Origin of the sequence: uncultured Marivita sp. (assembly GCF_947488135.1) — a bacterium.
In the GTDB taxonomy this organism is placed as follows: Bacteria; Pseudomonadota; Alphaproteobacteria; order Rhodobacterales; family Rhodobacteraceae; genus Marivita.
The window spans coordinates 1-15,867 of sequence record NZ_CANKYW010000004.1 but is presented as its reverse complement, the minus strand read 5'-3'; the positions used below and the strand labels follow the sequence as shown (position 1 = coordinate 15,867).

Sequence of the window (15,867 nt, the reverse complement as noted above, 5' to 3'; positions counted from 1 at the left end):
GGGCGTTTCAGTTCCGTCGCAGCGGTGCCAGTGCCGCGTCTTCGGCGCGCCACGCGATCAGGCCGTCCCGAATTCCGGCAGCCATGCCCTGACGCCAGATCGGATCGCTGAGGTTCTTGAGGTCTTCGTCGGTGGACAGAAACCCCACTTCGAGCAACACCGACGGGATATCCGCCGCCTTGAGAACCGAGAACCCGGCACTGCGCAGCGGGCGTTTGTGCACGCGCCCAACCGCGTTACGGATTCCGTCAAGCATATGCCGCGCCAAGGCTTCGCTGCGCGGCGCATTGTCGAGCCGTGCGAGGCTCATCAAGACGTTGGCGACACGGTCGTCGGATTGGCTCAGGTCGATCCCGGCCAAGAGGTCATCGCGGTTGTGCCGCTCGGCCAACGCCGCAGAGGCGGCATCCGATGCCTCGTCAGACAGCGTATATATCGCCGCGCCGCGCGCCTCTCCTTCGGCCAGCGCATCGGCGTGAAGCGACATGAACACATCGGCACCAGCATCACGCGCCAGTGCCACCCGCGCTTCGAGCGAGACGAAATAGTCGCCTTCGCGGGTGAGGATGACGTCAAATCCACCGGCCCGGCGCAGCACCTCCTGCAACTCACGCCCGAAGGTGAGCATCAGGTCGGCCTCTCGCACATCGCCCCGCTCGGCGCCTGGATCGATCCCCCCATGACCGGGGTCGATCACGACCATCAGCCGATTGGGATCACGCCGCGGCAGTGCTGTGATCTTCGCCGGTTCCGGCAAATCCCACCCCGCGTCGCGCGGTGCACCTGCCGCGAGGTCGAACGCAGCCTGATCGGCGACATCGAGCAAGACCGAGATCGTCGCTGCGCTGGTGGTCTCGTCGGTCACGAGTTCTGCTGTGTCGATGACCATGGGCTCTGCAAGTTCGGCCACCAGGCGTGACCAACCGGGACGATAGCTGCCGACACGCAGCGTGCGCACGCGATCACTGTCGATCAACGCCTGCGGATCGGTATCGCCCCAGACGACTTCATGGAAATCCATGATCAGGCGGTTGGGTTGCGTCAGCGTGAACACGCGCCACGGCACACCCTGGCTCAATTCAAGCCGCAGTTGCGCACCGGCCCATGTGTCTTCGACCTTACCGTCCTGAAAGCGCGCCAACGCGCCAAGGTCCTGCGCAAGCGCAGGCGCTGCCAGAAATACCGACAGAACGACCGCGCAAAATCGTTTCAGAACACCGCTCATTGACTCACCTTGGCCTCTCATCGGGCCTTGCGACGCAGTTTAACGGATTCGCGCATGTCGGGACAGGGCTGATGTTTCAGTCGACATGCCCATGGTGACGCATGAAACTTTGCAACCGATCAAGCCCCTCGACAATGTCATCCGTCGACCGAGCGTAAGAGAACCGCAGCGTGCCGCCCCCGCGTTCGGGATCAAAGTCCAGCCCCGGCGTGACGGCCACCCGCGCTTCGTCCAGAATCTGCTTGGCAAAGGCACGACTGTCCTTTGTGATATGAGAGATATCCGCATAGACGTAAAAGGCGCCATCCGGCGGCGCGATGCGGTCGAACCCGGACTTCGGCAGACCTTCGATCATCAGGCGGCGGTTTTCGCGATATACCTCCATATTCGCGTCAAGCTCGTCCCCGGCATCCATCGCCGCCAGGGCCGCGACCTGTGCCGCATGGGGCGCACAGATGAACATGTTTTGCGCCAGCCGTTCGACCTGACGCACATTGGCCTCGGGCAACACAAGCCAACCAACGCGCCAGCCGGTCATGCTGAAATACTTGGAGAACGAATTGATGACGCAGACATCGTCGCTGATCTCGAGCGCGGTCACGGCCTTCTTCTCGTACTCGATACCGTGGTAAATCTCGTCCGACAGAAACGCGGCCCCTTTGGCCTGTGCCGCGTCGATCAGCGCTTTCAACGGCTCACGGCCCAGCATCGTCCCGGTCGGGTTGGCCGGTGAGGCCACCATCATGCCCTGGTACTCCACGCCATCGAGATCGCGAGGCTCCATCTGATAGCGCGCCTCGGGACGGGTCTGAATCTCGACCGGGACAAGATCGAGCGATTTCATGATCTGGCGATAGGACGGATAGCCCGGTGCCCCTAACGCGATCCGGTCGCCCGCGTCAAAGAGCGCCGTAAAGGCAAGGATGAACCCGCCGGACGACCCCGGCGTCACGATCACCCGCGCGGGATCAAGATCGACGTTGTACCATTCGCCGTAAAGCTGTGCGATGCGCCGCCGCAGCGCGGGCAGACCCAGCGCCACCGTATAGCCAAGCGGATCGTCGCGCATCGCGTTCGACAGGGTGTCCCGTGCCTTGACCGGCGCTGGCGTGCCCGGTTGGCCCACCTCCATATGGATTATGTGATGGCCCGCGTCTTCTGCTTGTCGGGCCGCTTCCATTACATCCATCACGATAAAGGGATCAACTGCCCCACGGCTTGAGTTCCGCATCATTCTCTTCCTACAGTGTGTGCGGCAGACCTAGGGGCGAAGGCAGGGCAAGGTCAATGTATAGAGCGACACGCCGTCTTGTACGGATGACGGTCCTGGTGCTGAGCCTGACCGCGATGATCGGCGCGGCCCCTGCACGCGCCGCGCAATTGCTGCGCGATGCCGATATCGAATACGCGCTCAAGCAACTTGGCGCGCCGATCCTGCGAGCCGCCGGGCTGAACCCCAACCAGGTCCGCATCCTGTTAATCAACGACTCGACGCTCAATGCCTTCATCGTCGACACGCAGCACATCTTCATCCATTCCGGCCTTCTGACCAAACTTGAAACTGCGCCACAACTCCAGGCCGTGATCGCCCACGAGGCAGCGCATATCGCCAATGGTCACATCTCGCGCCGCCTGGGCAACATGCAGACCGCCCGAACGGCCGCCGGTCTTGGCATGGTGCTCGCCGCCGCCGCGGCCGCCGGAGGGAATGGTCAGGCCGCCGTTGGCTTGGGCATTGGCATCCAATCCTCGGCCCTGCGCAGCCTTCTGGCCCATTCCCGCGCGGAAGAGGCATCCGCCGATATCAGCTCGATCCGGTATCTCGTGCGCGCGGGCGTCGACCCGCAAGGCGCAATCGAGGTGCAGGACCTCTTTCGCGGTCAGGAAGCTCTCTCGGAAAGCAGACAGGATCCCTATATGCGCTCGCATCCCCTGACCCGCGATCGCCTGCGCGCGCTCAATGGGCTGGTGGCCGGTGCGTCGGCCCAGACCGCACCCGACCCCGCCGCCGCGTACTGGTTCGCGCGCGCCAAGGGTAAGCTGACAGCCTTCACCCGTGCCCCAAGCTGGACGCTGCGCCGCGCCGACGGCAGCGGCACGCCCGACATCGCGCAAATGCGCAAAGCCGTGGCCTACCACCGGCAAAGCGACCTGGGCCGCGCGCTCAGCAATATCGACGCTGCCATCGCATCGCGTCCGAACGACCCCTTCCTGCGCGAGCTAAAGGGGCAGATCCTGCTTGAATCGCGACGCGCCGACGATGCCGTTCGCGTCTATTCCGCCGCGGCGAACCTCGCACCCCGCGAACCCTTGATCCTCGGAGGTCTCGGACGTGCGCAACTGGCGGCGGGCAATCCGCAGGACGCCCTGCGCACGCTCGAAGCGGCGCGCGGTCGTGACTTCAGCGACACCCGTATCCTGCGCGATCTGGCCGTGGCCTATGCCAAGACCGGACAGGACGCGATGGCATCGCTCGTCACCGCAGAACGCTATGCAGTGCAAGGCCGACTGAAAGACGCCGCCATCCACGCGAAACGGGCCGAAGGCGCCCTGCCACGCGGATCAGGCCCGTGGCAACGCGCACAGGATGTGCTAAGTGCAGCCCAACGCGCGCAACGACGCTGATCCCGATATCCAAAGAAAGACGTATCATGTTGAAAACCCGCATCGCTTCCTCTGTCCTGGCTCTGACGCTGGCCACCGGTGTTCAAGCCGCCGATCTCGATCTCGAAAATATGTCGGACGCCGACCGTGCCGCCTTTGGCGAACAGGTCCGGGCCTACCTTCTCGAGAACCCGGAAGTCATCATGGAGGCCGTTCAGGTACTGGAACAACGCCAGGCCGCCGAACAGGCGCAGGGAGATGTGGCCCTTGTCGAGAACAACGCCGAGGCGATTTTCAACGACGGCTATTCCTGGGTTGGCGGAAACCCCGAAGGCGACGTCACGATCGTGGAATTCTTCGATTATCGCTGTGGCTTCTGCCGCCGCGCCCATCCGGAGGTCGCGCAACTGCTCGAACTTGATGGTAACATCCGCTACGTCGCCAAGGAGTTCCCGATCCTCGGGGAAAACTCCGTGATCTCGTCCCGCTTTGCGTTGGCCGCCCGCGAAGTCGGGGGGGACGAAGCGTACGAAGCCGCCAAGGAAGCTTTGATCACCCTGAACGGCGATCTGGACGACACCGCCTTGCGGCGTCTGTCGGACACACTCGGCCTTAATACGGACGCCGTGTTGGCGGCGATGGATAACGAAAGCATCACCGAGCAACTCGCGACGACCCGCGAGTTGGCGCAGGCGCTTCAGATCAACGGCACGCCGTCATTCGTGATGGGAGACCAACTGATCCGCGGTTATGTGCCGCTCGAAGCGATGCAGGAAATCGTGGAAGACATCCGCGACGCCAGCTGATTGACGATCTGATGCGGCACGAGGCGGCGTAATCTGCCTTGTGCCACATACTACCTGTCCGGCGCCCTACTCCGCCGCTTCCTGCGCACCTTCGGCTTCCAAGGCTGCGGCTTTCTTTTCCACTTCCTCGACGATGTGCTCGATCATCTGGTCGTTCGACATCTTGTGGCTCTGCTTGCCTGCCAAATAGACCATACCCGATCCGTTGCCGCCGCCGGTGAAGCCGACATCGGTCATCAGCGCCTCGCCGGGGCCGTTCACGACGCATCCAATGATAGATAGGCTCATCGGCGTCTTGATGTGTTCCAGTCGCTTTTCCAGCGTCTCAACCGTCTTGATCACGTCGAACCCCTGACGCGCGCAGCTGGGGCAGGAAATGATGTTCACGCCGCGATGGCGCAGGCCCAGGGATTTGAGGATTTCGTAGCCAACCTTGACCTCTTCCACCGGATCGGCGGACAGGGAAACGCGGATCGTGTCGCCAATGCCCATCCACAGCAGATTGCCCAAGCCGATGGCGGATTTGATCGTGCCGGTCATGAGGCCACCTGCCTCGGTGATGCCAAGGTGGATCGGCGCATCGGTGGCCTCTGCAAGCTGCTGATAGGCGGCGGCAGCCATGAATACGTCGGACGCCTTGCAGCTGATCTTGAACTCGTGAAAGTCGTTGTCCTGAAGGATCTTGATGTGATCCAGACCGGATTCGACCATCGCGTCGGGACAGGGCTCTCCGTATTTGTCGAGCAGGTGCTTTTCCAACGACCCGGCATTCACGCCGATGCGGATGGAACAATTGTGGTCGCGCGCGGCCTTGATGACTTCCTTCACCCGCGCCTCGGACCCGATATTTCCGGGATTGATCCTCAGACAGGCCGCCCCCGCCTCGGCCGCTTCGATGCCGCGTTTGTAGTGGAAATGGATATCCGCCACGATCGGCACGGGGCTTTCGCGCACGATTTGTTTAAGCGCGCGCGAGCTGTCTTCGTCAGGCACCGAGATGCGCACGATATCCGCACCCGCGTCCGCCGCTGCCTGAACCTGCGCGATGGTTGCCTTGACGTCGGGGGTCAGCGTGTTGGTCATCGTCTGAACGGTGATCGGGGCGTCGCCTCCGACCGGCACATTCCCCACCATGATCTGGCGCGATTTGCGGCGATAGATGTTGCGCCACGGGCGAATGTGATTGAGGCTCATGCAGCCCTCCTTCGACGGCAAGTGTCAACCAAACGGTACAGTTGTTTAAGCAGGATAGCTAGGCCCGGTGAACAGGCGGATCAAGCGGTCGCGAATAGGATGCGACGCTTAGTCGGCGGGCTGAGGCACGGCGAGCTCCGCCACGATACGCGCCAGATCGCTGTCGGCCTCGATGGACGCAACGGAATAGGTCTGGCTCAGTTCGTCGACCGAGAGGGCTAGGTTGGAGGTCACGGCACCCCGCGGACCGGCCGGACCATAGGTCTGACCGTTCATCGCGAAATAGATCGCACCGGATTCGCCGACGCGCAGTGTCGGCGGTTCTTCGGTTGCCGGCACCTCGTAAGTGTCCCCGGCGTTCATGATGGTCTCGAATATCACAGTACCATCCGCCGCACGGACGCGGATCCAGGCGGGGCGCACCGCGACGAGCGTTACACCCGGCGCGCTGTCTTCGAGGATCTTGGGCTGGCCGATGATCGGCTGAGTTGTATCCGTGCCCAGTTCAGCCAACACGCGAGACAGATCCCCGTCGGTTTGCGGGTTGGCCGGTTCGAGAACGGCCGCCAAGGTCGCGCCATCCAACGGCATATCCGACGTCACGGTTCCCGCAGCACCGACCGGACCTATGGTCTGACCATTGACCGACACATACAGCGCCCCACTTTCGCCAACATTCAATAGCGCATCGGTTTCAGAGGCCGGAACGGTCCACGTGTCGCCCGCCGCCATGACCTTTTCGAAGATGACCGACCGATCGTCGCCGCGCACGCGCACCCATGCCGGACGCGCCGCAATCAGAGTCACGCCATCCTGCGACAGCGCAGCCGTGGCAAAGCCAGACCGCTCATTCGTTGCCGGTTCGAGATCGACAGAGGGGAGGTTCTGGTTTGCGATTTGCGCAAAGGCCCCGACGCTGTTCGGATCAAGCGTCGAGATCGGCGCGTCCCGCGCGACAAGGACCGGCACGTCCAAGGCCTGAGGACGGTAAAGCCGATCGAAGGATTCCGTGTTGGCCGGCGGTGTGAACACGCCAGCCGCCGTATCGGTATTTTCCAGTGGATCAGTCGTCTCAACCGACTGGATCGAGGTTTGCAGCGGATCGAGATCGGATAGAACGACGGGCGTCTGATCCACGGGCGCCAATTGCACACGCTGCACTTCTTTCAGGACCGAATAGCCGCCAAACCCAAGCCCGCCCAAGAGAACGACCAGAACGAGCGTGGATCCGATGGCCCCCGGTTCGATGCGGGACAGAAAGGAATCGCTGCTGGGAGCGAAGGGCAATGCGGGGTGAGAGAACGGATCGCGCGGGCCAACGGGCCCCGCTGCCTTGATCGCGTCCGCCTTTTTCCGCGAGGACGCGGCATCCGACATGCCATGTGCGGTCTCAAAGCCGCTTTCAGCGCAGAACACAGAATAGGTGTCATCCGGGTCCATGCCCAGATACCGCGCATAGGACCTGACATAGCCCGCGATAAATCCGGGGGTGTCGAAAGCTGTCGGGTCACAGTTTTCGATGGCCGCGATATAGCTCGCCTTGATCCGCAGCTCGCGCTGCACATCCAGAAGAGATTTGCCCAATGTGGCGCGTTCCCCACGCATGACATCGCCAAGCCTGAGTTCGAAATCATCGAACCCTCGCGGTTTGGATTCAGTCGTGTCTTGCGATGATTTTTGGGGTTTACGCCCAATCATACTCGCTGCCCCTTGCCGTTCGTACCGTCTCTACGCTGCCTGCGTCGCGCGTACCAGGTGAGTCGAGTCGCGCGTTTTATTACTTCAACGCTAACATACGGCAAGGTTCATTGCACTGATTCCACGCATTAAGCGCTGAGTTCGGCGCGATTTAGCGCACAATGTGCCCAGAGTTCATCCATCGCGCGGACAAGTTTGTCGATTTCCTTCGGCCCATGAACCGGCGATGGCGTGAAGCGAAGACGCTCGGTTCCGCGCGGCACCGTCGGATAGTTGATCGGCTGTACGTAAATGCCGAAACGCTCAAGCATCATGTCGGACATCTGCTTCGTGTGGACCGGATCGCCGACGATCACGGGGATGATATGGCTGCCGTGATCTACGATCGGAAGGCCAAGGCCTTTCAGACGCATCTTGAGGATCTTGGCCTGAAGCTGGTGTTGATCGCGCAGGCTTTGATCCGTCTTGAGATGCGCCACCGAGGCAGCAGCCCCCGCAGCGACGGCTGGCGGAAGCGATGTGGTGAAGATGAAGCCCGGCGCGTAAGACCGGATGGCGTCACACATTTTTGCCGAGGACGCGATGTAACCACCCATCACGCCATAGGCTTTGGCCAGCGTGCCGTTGATGATGTCGATCCGGTCCATCAGACCGTCCCGTTCGGCCACGCCCGCGCCGCGGGGGCCGTACATGCCGACGGCGTGCACTTCGTCGATATAGGTCAAGGCACCGAATTCATCGGCCAGATCGCAGATCGCCTCGATCGGGCCGAAATCGCCATCCATCGAATAGATTGATTCGAAGGCGATCAGTTTCGGCGCATCCGGATTATCGGCGGCGAGCAGTTCGCGCAGGTGTTCGACGTCATTGTGCCGGAAGATCCGCTTGGCGCCACCGTTGCGACGCACACCTTCGATCATCGACGCGTGGTTCAGTGCATCGGAATAGATGATCAAGCCGGGAAAAAGCTTGGGAAGTGTCGACAGCGTCGCGTCATTCGCGATGTAGGCCGATGTAAAAAGAAGCGCCGCTTCCTTCTGGTGCAGGTCAGCCAGTTCGGCCTCGAGACGCTTGTGATAGACCGTGGTGCCGGAAATATTCCGCGTCCCGCCCGACCCTGCGCCCGTGGCATCCAGCGCTTCATGCATGGCGTCGAGAACGGCCGGGTGTTGCCCCATGCCAAGGTAATCATTACCGCACCAGACGGTGATGTCTTGCTCTGTTCCATCGGGCTTGCGCCAGACCGCGTGCGGAAACTGGCCGTTTTGACGCTCGATGTCGATAAAGGTCCGATACCGCCCCTCTTCGTGCAAGCGGTTCAGGGCTGCGTCAAGTTTATCTGCGTAATGCACCGGCGTCTCCTTCAGCCTGCGATCTGTGCGGTCGTTTTCGTCATCCCGCGTCGCATTCACGTTTTAGAATGGATATAGATCGCGTGTCCTCATGACAATGTTTCTAAGGAACGACGAACCGTCGCAGCCTTGATCTGAGTCAACCAATCAAAGCCAAAGGCGAATTCGCCACGAAAAATCTACATTTTTTCTACATCATTCCTGACCGGATCAGACCGCGCCGCGCTCTGGACAGTACTTGGCGCAGTGGTAGGGTCCGCGCAGACCATTCAAAGGAGCGCGCTCATGTCTCTCGACTCTGTCCTGAACCGTATCGATTCTGACCTGCCGGACAGCCTAGACCGGCTCAAGGCGTTCCTGCGCATCCCGTCGATCTCGACCGATCCCGCCTTCAAGGCAGAGTGCGATCAGGCGGCGGATTGGCTGGTCGAGGACCTGAAATCCATCGGCATCGACGCGGAGAAGCGGCCAACACCCGGCCACCCGATGGTGGTGGGTCATGTCGATGGGCCGGGCCCGCATCTCCTTTTCTACGGCCATTATGATGTGCAACCCGTGGATCCGCTGGACTTATGGGAGAATGATCCGTTCGATCCGCAGATCGAGGACACCCCGAAAGGCAAGGTCATTCGCGGACGCGGGACGTCGGACGACAAGGGTCAGCTGATGACGTTTGTCGAAGCCTGCCGTGCCTGGAAGGCGGTTCACGGGTCCCTGCCCTGCAAGATCACCTTCTTCTTCGAGGGCGAAGAAGAATCGGGGTCCCCGTCCCTTGTTCCGTTTCTGAAGGAAAACGCGGACGAGCTGAAAGCGGACATTGCGCTGATCTGCGACACCGGTCTCTATGACAGCCGGGTACCTGCCATCACCACCATGCTGCGCGGAATGCTCAAGGAAGAAATCACCATTACTGGACCCAGCCGCGACCTGCATTCAGGAATGTATGGCGGAGCCGCGATAAATCCGATCCGCGTGTTGGCCAAGATCATCGCCGCGCTGCATAACGATGAAGGAAAAGTCACCGTTCCCGGCTTCTACGACGGCGTGTCGGAAATTCCGGATGACATGCGTGAACAATGGGACGCGCTCGGGTTCGATCACAAGGCGTTCCTCAAGGATGTCGGCCTGTCGGAACTGGCGGGCGAAGCCGGGCGCAGCGCGCTCGAGATGATCTGGGCCCGGCCGACCTGCGAAGTGAACGGCATTGGTGGCGGATACCAGGGCGCGGGCTTCAAGACGGTCCTGCCGTCCAAAGCGCATGCCAAGATCAGTTTCCGACTGGTCGGCACCCAAGATCCGCAGGCCATCGACAAAAGCTTTCGCGACATGGTCCGCGCCATGCTTCCCGCCGATTGCGAGGTGACCTTCAACAGCGATGGTGCCGCCCCGGCATCGGTGATGTCGATCGACAACCCCGCTTTCGAGTTGGCCCGCAAAGCACTGAGCGACGAATGGCCCGACGAGGCGGCATTCATCGGCAGCGGCGGCTCGATCCCGGTTGCGGGATATTTCCAATCCCTGCTCGACACCGAGTCGATGCTGATCGGCTTTGGCAAGGATGACGACCAGATTCACAGCCCGAACGAGAAATATGACGTCGAGAGCTTTCACAAGGGCACAAGAAGCTGGGCCCGCATTCTGGAGGCTTTGAGCAAGTCTTAACGCCCAATTGTGGCATCTGACGTTAGGGAACTTGCCTAAAACCGACTGGAAGTTCCGCACATAAGCCGCAGCGGGTTCCAATTCTGAACACATTTTCTGGCGAATGCTTAACGCCATGACACGAGTATTGAGAAAACAGGATCGCAACGATTTCATCAGCCGCATCGAACGGCTCGATCCTGCATTTGCGAGCACGCCAGCGACCGCACGTGACGAACGCAAGCCTTGGGAATTCGGCAACGCCTCGCGCAAGTCGGACAGTCCGATCTTGACCGGTTGCATCGGGTTCGCACTCGCCATGGGTGCCCTGTTCGTGGCGAACGACCCGGACAGAACGCAGGACCTGCTGTTGCAGTCGGGATGGCCCGCGCAGTTCATCAGCTACGGCATGAACGGCGTCTCGATCCTTATCATCGGCCTTATCATCTTCTATCTCGTCAACGTCGTCCGCATCATCAACCCGCGCGCGTCCGGTCGCTGGAACGCTGCCGGTCTTGTCGCGGGCGCGATCGCGGCCATCGGTGTCAGCTCTGTCGATCCGTCCCATATTAACGCCGGTCTGCAATATGCCGGGATCGAGAACACGGCCGAACTATTGACAATGGCGCAGGCGCGCACGGCCAGCCTGACAAATGTTGACTGGGCAAGCGTTGTGATGGTTTCCTCGTCACCGAAATGACGACGCATCACCGCTTCGAAACGGACAACCAGATCATCGCGTACGAGGTGGCCGGAAATGGGCCGCCTCTTTTGCTGTTGCACGGCTTTCCCCAAACCCGTGCGATGTGGCGCCCCCTTCTGCCCGCGCTCTCGGAAAGCCACACAATCGTCACGGCCGACCTGCGTGGATACGGCGACAGCAGCAAGCCTGCCGACATGCCCGAGATGAGCTTTCGCTGCATGGCGCAGGACATGGTCGCCTCAATGGCCTCGTTGGGTTTTCAAAAATTCCACGTCGCCGGACATGATCGCGGCGGACGCACCGCACACCGCATGGCGCTTGATCACCCGGACCGCCTGCTCAGCCTGACCGTCATGGATATTGTGCCGACCGAGCACCTCCTGACGCATATGACAACCGAGATTGCCAACGCCTATTATCACTGGTTCTTCCTGGCCCAACCATATCCGTTCCCCGAAACGATGATCGGTCACGATCCCGATGCTTATTTCGAACGCTGTCTACTGGGATTCGGCAAAGCGACGCTTGCGGATTTCGACCCCGAACTTTTGGAGCTATACCGGAAAAGCTGGCGTGATCCGGACTGTATCCGTTCCATGTGCCACGACTACCGCGCCGCGATTCACGTCGACTGGGACCATGACCGACAAGATTTGCAGCGCAAGGTCACATGCCCGTCGCTCGTCCTCTATGGACAGGATGGCGCGATGGCGCGGCTTATGGATGTGCCGGCGACATGGAGCGATAGGCTGGCCGATATGCAACATGCCGCCATTCAGGGAGGACATTTCTTCCCGGACCAATCGCCAAAAGCCACGGCGGACGCCCTGAAGGCATTTCTCGCATCGCTCTGACCTTCGGGTGAAAAATGGCGCGGTTGACGGGGCTCGAACCCGCGACCCCCGGCGTGACAGGCCGGTACTCTAACCAACTGAGCTACAACCGCGCATTTCACGCTGATCCGTTTGGCAGTGGTGGCGCGGTTGACGGGGCTCGAACCCGCGACCCCCGGCGTGACAGGCCGGTACTCTAACCAACTGAGCTACAACCGCTCACTGCCGCCCGCATCTGGGCGTGACGCGGGTTCTATGGTCAGTGCCCTGCCCCGTCAAGCGCTTTCACGCGGTTTTCTGAAGCAAAAATGACGGACGTCCCGTGCAGCACAAATCGCGCATCGCACAGGCCGATAAAGACGTCATTTGTCCGGCAAGGGGATGAATTCCGCATCATCGCCCGGTGGCAACTGAAACCGGCCCTCTGCCCAATCCTCTCGGCGCCACGCCTCTTTCGCCTCATCAATCCGCTCTTTCGACGAGGCCACGAAGTTCCACCAGATATACCGTGGCCCTTCCAGCGTCTCACCGCCAAGAAGCATCAACCGCGCGCCCCGTTCCCCGGCCTTGAGCGACACCCCGTCACCGGGACGAAATACCATCATCTGGCCTGCGTCGTATGTGTCGCCCGCTACGGTAACAGAGCCGTCGACAACGTAGACACCCCGATCTTCATGGTTGTCCGGCAGCGGAATCGCCGCGCCGGGCTGCAAGACCGCATCTGCGTAGAACATCTCGGACGCTGTCTGGACCGGCGCCGTTTCTCCATAGGCAGACCCCAGGATGAGCCGCACGTCTTTGCCCTCACCGGTCATCATCGGCAGATCGGACGGCGCTGCGTGGATGAACTCCGGCGCGCGGTCCTCATGGTCTTTTGGCAAAGCCACCCAGGTTTGAATGCCGAAGAACGGCATTGGATCACGCTGCGTTTCGTCATCCGTCCGCTCCGAATGCGTGATCCCGTGCCCCGCCACCATCCAGTTCACAGCACCGGGTTCGATCCACTGATCCGTGCCAAGGCTGTCACGATGATGCATCCGCCCGCGATACAGATAGCTGATCGTCGCGAGCCCGATATGCGGATGCGGCCGAACATCAAGACTCCGTGACGGCAGGAATTCGGCCGGACCCATCTGATCAAAGAAGATGAATGGTCCGACCATTTGGCGTCGCGGTGCCGGCAACGCGCGGCGCACCTCAAATCCGCCCAGATCGCGGGCGCGCGGAATGATGACCGTGTCGATCAGATCGACGTCGTCTCCGGTCGGACAATGTGGATCGAGTGCGGGGTTCCAACTCATGGCAATGGCCTCCTGTGACACGCAACAAGATAACTATGTGCGCAATAATTGGACAGATAGAACAATCGGACATTTTCTGCGCGTTTTTGCACATCACAAAAAACTGATGCGAATTAGCGTCAGTTACGAGATATTTACCCAACGGAAGGGGTGCTCGCGATTGCTCGAATCTGCAAAAATTCTAATGTCTGCATCTGAAATGAATTGGGCAAACGTATTGTCGTGAAACGACTTTTGAATACCGAGATCAAGTTTTGGGACCTTCTGGGGGGCCGTATGGCCTTCACCACCGCCACCTATGGCCGGGTCCTGCAACACAAGCGCACGCTCGTCTTCGTGTCGCTGAGCTTGCTGACATTCTTCGCAGCGGATCCGTCGGGCGCGCGAAACTACGTCCCGCTCTGGTTCAGCATGATCCTGTGGCCGATCGCTTTCTCCTTCTATCTGTTACTATACCATCTGGAGTTCCTGCTCGCTGCCGCTCTGATCCGCCGGATACCATCGCTCCGGGTCCCGACTCCGTTACTTGGTTTCATCGCTCTCGTTCCAACTGTTATCGTCTGCGAATCTTTCGTCATGATCATGAGCAACGGAACCTTCCCATACGATGTCGTGAAGCAGATGATCTTCTATTTCTTCTCGGTGCAGGGGCTCGAAACGGTGTTCTATCGCTTCATCATGCCCGGTGTGCAGGAAGAGATCGAAAGGGAGCAGAAGACCCGGCAGTTGGTCATCGACGGCGAAAAGATCGACCTGTCGAAACTGCTCCATATCGAGGCGCGTGAGCACCATGTGCACCTGACATTCGAGGACGCAAGATCACTCGCCCGCGCCAGGTTGCGCGACATCGTGGCGCAAACCCAACGCGAAGACGGCATCCAACCGCACCGTTCATGGTGGGTTGCGAAAAACGCGGGCATCAAACCAGAGCACAAAGACGGTCGTCTAATCCTGCGCCTGCGCGACGATACCGAGGTACCGGTCGCCCGGACGCGGGTCGATGACGTGATGTCGTGGCTCGAAAATCACATCAACCCAATGCAGTAACGCATTGAGGGGGCGCGGTTTTCTCGGGCTGAATGGTGGGTGATGAGAGACTCGAACTCCCGACATCTTCGGTGTAAAAATAGGGAGTATCGGCCAACCTATTGATGTTTGGCCAAGAGAGGCCTTCGTAAAAAGTCTAAATTGGCCTGTTTCCAATCTACTTCGGTTGGCACAGGTTCAACGAACCAAAGCGCACTTCGTAGCTTCGCTTACCAAAACCGATGTATCGCTATCACGGCCTTTGGGATGTGTTCAGCTGCCTCACCAAGGGTTTGATCCAGGTCCTCTTGCGGGATGCCCAGAACCGAATTTCCGTTCTCGTCGAGTATGTGAACCATAATTGGAATGATCAGTTGGCCGCCAACTCCGCTCTCTGTAAGCCTCAGCCAGTCCTTGGGGCGCAAGGAGACAGCCTGCATGAAGCCCTCGCACCAATCCATGGCAATCACGTGACCTTCGGCAGCTTCCCAGAAGATCGGCTCCACCTCTGGCAGGTCGCTGGCCAATCCCTCGATGATACTGAAGAAGATCACTGAAATGCCCTCCTGCACCCACTTCGGCAGGTCTCCGGGGTCACCGCCTACGGCTACCGCCATCCATTCTTCGATAGGGATCGGGACTGGAGAACAAGCAATGCCGTGCAAGAACCCATCCAAGTCGGAAAGCATCATGCAGTGATCAGGAGACGCATCCGACGACAGGTAGGCATCCAACTCTTCTAGATCGTTCATTCTAGGGGGGCTCTCTATTAGCGCGTCGAAAGGTAATCGGCAGAGACATAACCCGAAACAGACGGCGCATCGAACAGCGACACCCGACACCAGAGCTGGCTGGCTTCGGTAATGCAATCCCGCCGGATTAGCTGCGTGCCGTCGGGAAGCCCGAGGATCACGCGAAAGCCGAGGCCAGGACCCGCGCGCAGCTTCAAGAGCTCGTCCGGGCCTGCCCCCACGACGGTTGTTCGGCTACCCGTGCCGTTGCTGCATCCAGCAACGAGGATCACCATAAGGATTGTGGACTTCAGCATGTTGTGCATCACAGGGACAGCCTCGCGTGTTGGGGTTCCCGTTAGTGGATCGAAGTCCGGATTTGAAGCTGGAATGGCCATCAGCGAAGTTCTTTAAACGCCGTATTCTTCGACATCGGCATGGAGCGCACACCCTCCGCACACTCGCGATACTTACAGATGCGCTATGCATTCGGAGGGCAGCGCCAGAGGAAAAATTATTTTTTCAGTGGGAATTGGCTGGTTTCGAATGGCTTTCGTCCGGTTTAAAGCCGGATTACCGGACCATAACCAGACCAACGGCGTAGTGCGATAGGGAATTGATTAGAGAAGAGCGGTCGCGCGGTGGGCGGAAATTAGGCTTTCGCTACGAATGGGTCGTAAGCATCCGGCGTAGGCCACAGCGAGGTCAACGTGCGTGTTGACGGTCCATTTCGATGAGCTCGCACAGGTTTTC

At 60.1% G+C, this 15,867-nt stretch carries 14 protein-coding genes and 2 tRNA genes; 6 read left to right on the top strand and 10 right to left on the bottom strand.

What is annotated here, in order from left to right:
* Positions 1 to 7: 7 nt before the first annotated feature.
* Positions 8 to 1,225: an N-acetylmuramoyl-L-alanine amidase gene (locus Q1B16_RS12690; RefSeq protein WP_299789049.1), complete on the bottom strand. Its 1,218-nt coding sequence runs from the start codon at positions 1,223 to 1,225 to the stop codon at positions 8 to 10.
* 76 nt (positions 1,226 to 1,301) lie between these two features.
* Complete coding sequence (locus tag Q1B16_RS12685; RefSeq protein ID WP_299789046.1) at positions 1,302 to 2,456, bottom strand: aminotransferase class I/II-fold pyridoxal phosphate-dependent enzyme; 1,155 nt, start codon at positions 2,454 to 2,456, stop codon at positions 1,302 to 1,304.
* A 56-nt stretch (positions 2,457 to 2,512) separates the two neighbouring features.
* Here Q1B16_RS12685 and Q1B16_RS12680 point away from each other — a divergent pair, with 56 nt between their 5' ends.
* Positions 2,513 to 3,850 carry a M48 family metalloprotease gene (locus Q1B16_RS12680; RefSeq protein WP_299789043.1) on the top strand — a complete coding sequence of 446 codons (1,338 nt, stop codon included), beginning with the start codon at positions 2,513 to 2,515 and terminating at the stop codon, positions 3,848 to 3,850.
* Between the two features lie 26 nt (positions 3,851 to 3,876).
* Positions 3,877 to 4,635: a DsbA family protein gene (locus Q1B16_RS12675; protein WP_299789040.1), complete on the top strand. Its 759-nt coding sequence runs from the start codon at positions 3,877 to 3,879 to the stop codon at positions 4,633 to 4,635.
* Between the two features lie 66 nt (positions 4,636 to 4,701).
* Here the strand turns inward: Q1B16_RS12675 and ispG are convergent, their stop codons facing one another.
* The 3 genes from ispG to hemA all read right to left on the bottom strand — a co-directional run bounded on the left by ispG (position 4,702) and on the right by hemA (position 8,879).
* The gene (ispG, locus tag Q1B16_RS12670; RefSeq protein WP_299789037.1) at positions 4,702 to 5,829 is read right to left on the bottom strand and encodes a flavodoxin-dependent (E)-4-hydroxy-3-methylbut-2-enyl-diphosphate synthase; all 1,128 of its coding nucleotides are present in this window, start codon (positions 5,827 to 5,829) and stop codon (positions 4,702 to 4,704) included.
* Positions 5,830 to 5,937: 108 nt separating this feature from the next.
* On the bottom strand, positions 5,938 to 7,527 hold the full coding sequence (locus Q1B16_RS12665) for a helix-turn-helix domain-containing protein (protein ID WP_299789034.1): 1,590 nt from the start codon (positions 7,525 to 7,527) through the stop codon (positions 5,938 to 5,940).
* A gap of 128 nt (positions 7,528 to 7,655) precedes the next feature.
* Positions 7,656 to 8,879, bottom strand: coding sequence for a 5-aminolevulinate synthase (gene hemA / locus Q1B16_RS12660; RefSeq protein ID WP_299789031.1), 1,224 nt, complete (start codon positions 8,877 to 8,879; stop codon positions 7,656 to 7,658).
* A 285-nt stretch (positions 8,880 to 9,164) separates the two neighbouring features.
* On the opposite strand from hemA, the gene Q1B16_RS12655 reads away from it, so the two are divergent.
* The 3 genes from Q1B16_RS12655 (at position 9,165) to Q1B16_RS12645 (ending at position 12,077) form a co-directional block, all read left to right on the top strand.
* Complete coding sequence (locus tag Q1B16_RS12655; RefSeq protein WP_299789028.1) at positions 9,165 to 10,541, top strand: dipeptidase; 1,377 nt, start codon at positions 9,165 to 9,167, stop codon at positions 10,539 to 10,541.
* 115 nt (positions 10,542 to 10,656) lie between these two features.
* On the top strand, positions 10,657 to 11,220 hold the full coding sequence (locus tag Q1B16_RS12650; protein WP_299789025.1) for a hypothetical protein: 564 nt from the start codon (positions 10,657 to 10,659) through the stop codon (positions 11,218 to 11,220).
* Positions 11,217 to 12,077: an alpha/beta hydrolase gene (locus tag Q1B16_RS12645; protein ID WP_299789022.1), complete on the top strand. Its 861-nt coding sequence runs from the start codon at positions 11,217 to 11,219 to the stop codon at positions 12,075 to 12,077. Before Q1B16_RS12650 ends, Q1B16_RS12645 begins: the two co-directional genes overlap by 4 nt.
* Before the next feature lie 15 nt (positions 12,078 to 12,092).
* Here Q1B16_RS12645 and Q1B16_RS12640 read toward each other — a convergent pair.
* From Q1B16_RS12640 to Q1B16_RS12630, 3 genes are all read right to left on the bottom strand, one after another.
* Positions 12,093 to 12,169: transfer RNA gene (locus tag Q1B16_RS12640), tRNA-Asp, on the bottom strand.
* 29 nt (positions 12,170 to 12,198) lie between these two features.
* Positions 12,199 to 12,275 (bottom strand) — tRNA-Asp (locus tag Q1B16_RS12635).
* 143 nt (positions 12,276 to 12,418) lie between these two features.
* Positions 12,419 to 13,357 (bottom strand): pirin family protein, encoded by a 939-nt coding sequence (locus Q1B16_RS12630; protein ID WP_299789019.1) that lies wholly within the window; start codon positions 13,355 to 13,357, stop codon positions 12,419 to 12,421.
* A 222-nt stretch (positions 13,358 to 13,579) separates the two neighbouring features.
* On the opposite strand from Q1B16_RS12630, the gene Q1B16_RS12625 reads away from it, so the two are divergent.
* Complete coding sequence (locus tag Q1B16_RS12625; RefSeq protein WP_299789016.1) at positions 13,580 to 14,404, top strand: LytTR family DNA-binding domain-containing protein; 825 nt, start codon at positions 13,580 to 13,582, stop codon at positions 14,402 to 14,404.
* Positions 14,405 to 14,613: 209 nt separating this feature from the next.
* Here the strand turns inward: Q1B16_RS12625 and Q1B16_RS12620 are convergent, their stop codons facing one another.
* Positions 14,614 to 15,135: a YecA family protein gene (locus Q1B16_RS12620; protein ID WP_299789013.1), complete on the bottom strand. Its 522-nt coding sequence runs from the start codon at positions 15,133 to 15,135 to the stop codon at positions 14,614 to 14,616.
* Positions 15,136 to 15,152: 17 nt separating this feature from the next.
* A complete protein-coding gene (locus tag Q1B16_RS12615; RefSeq protein ID WP_299789010.1) occupies positions 15,153 to 15,431 on the bottom strand; it encodes an SH3 domain-containing protein in 279 nt (92 codons plus the stop codon).
* Positions 15,432 to 15,867 lie beyond the last annotated feature (436 nt).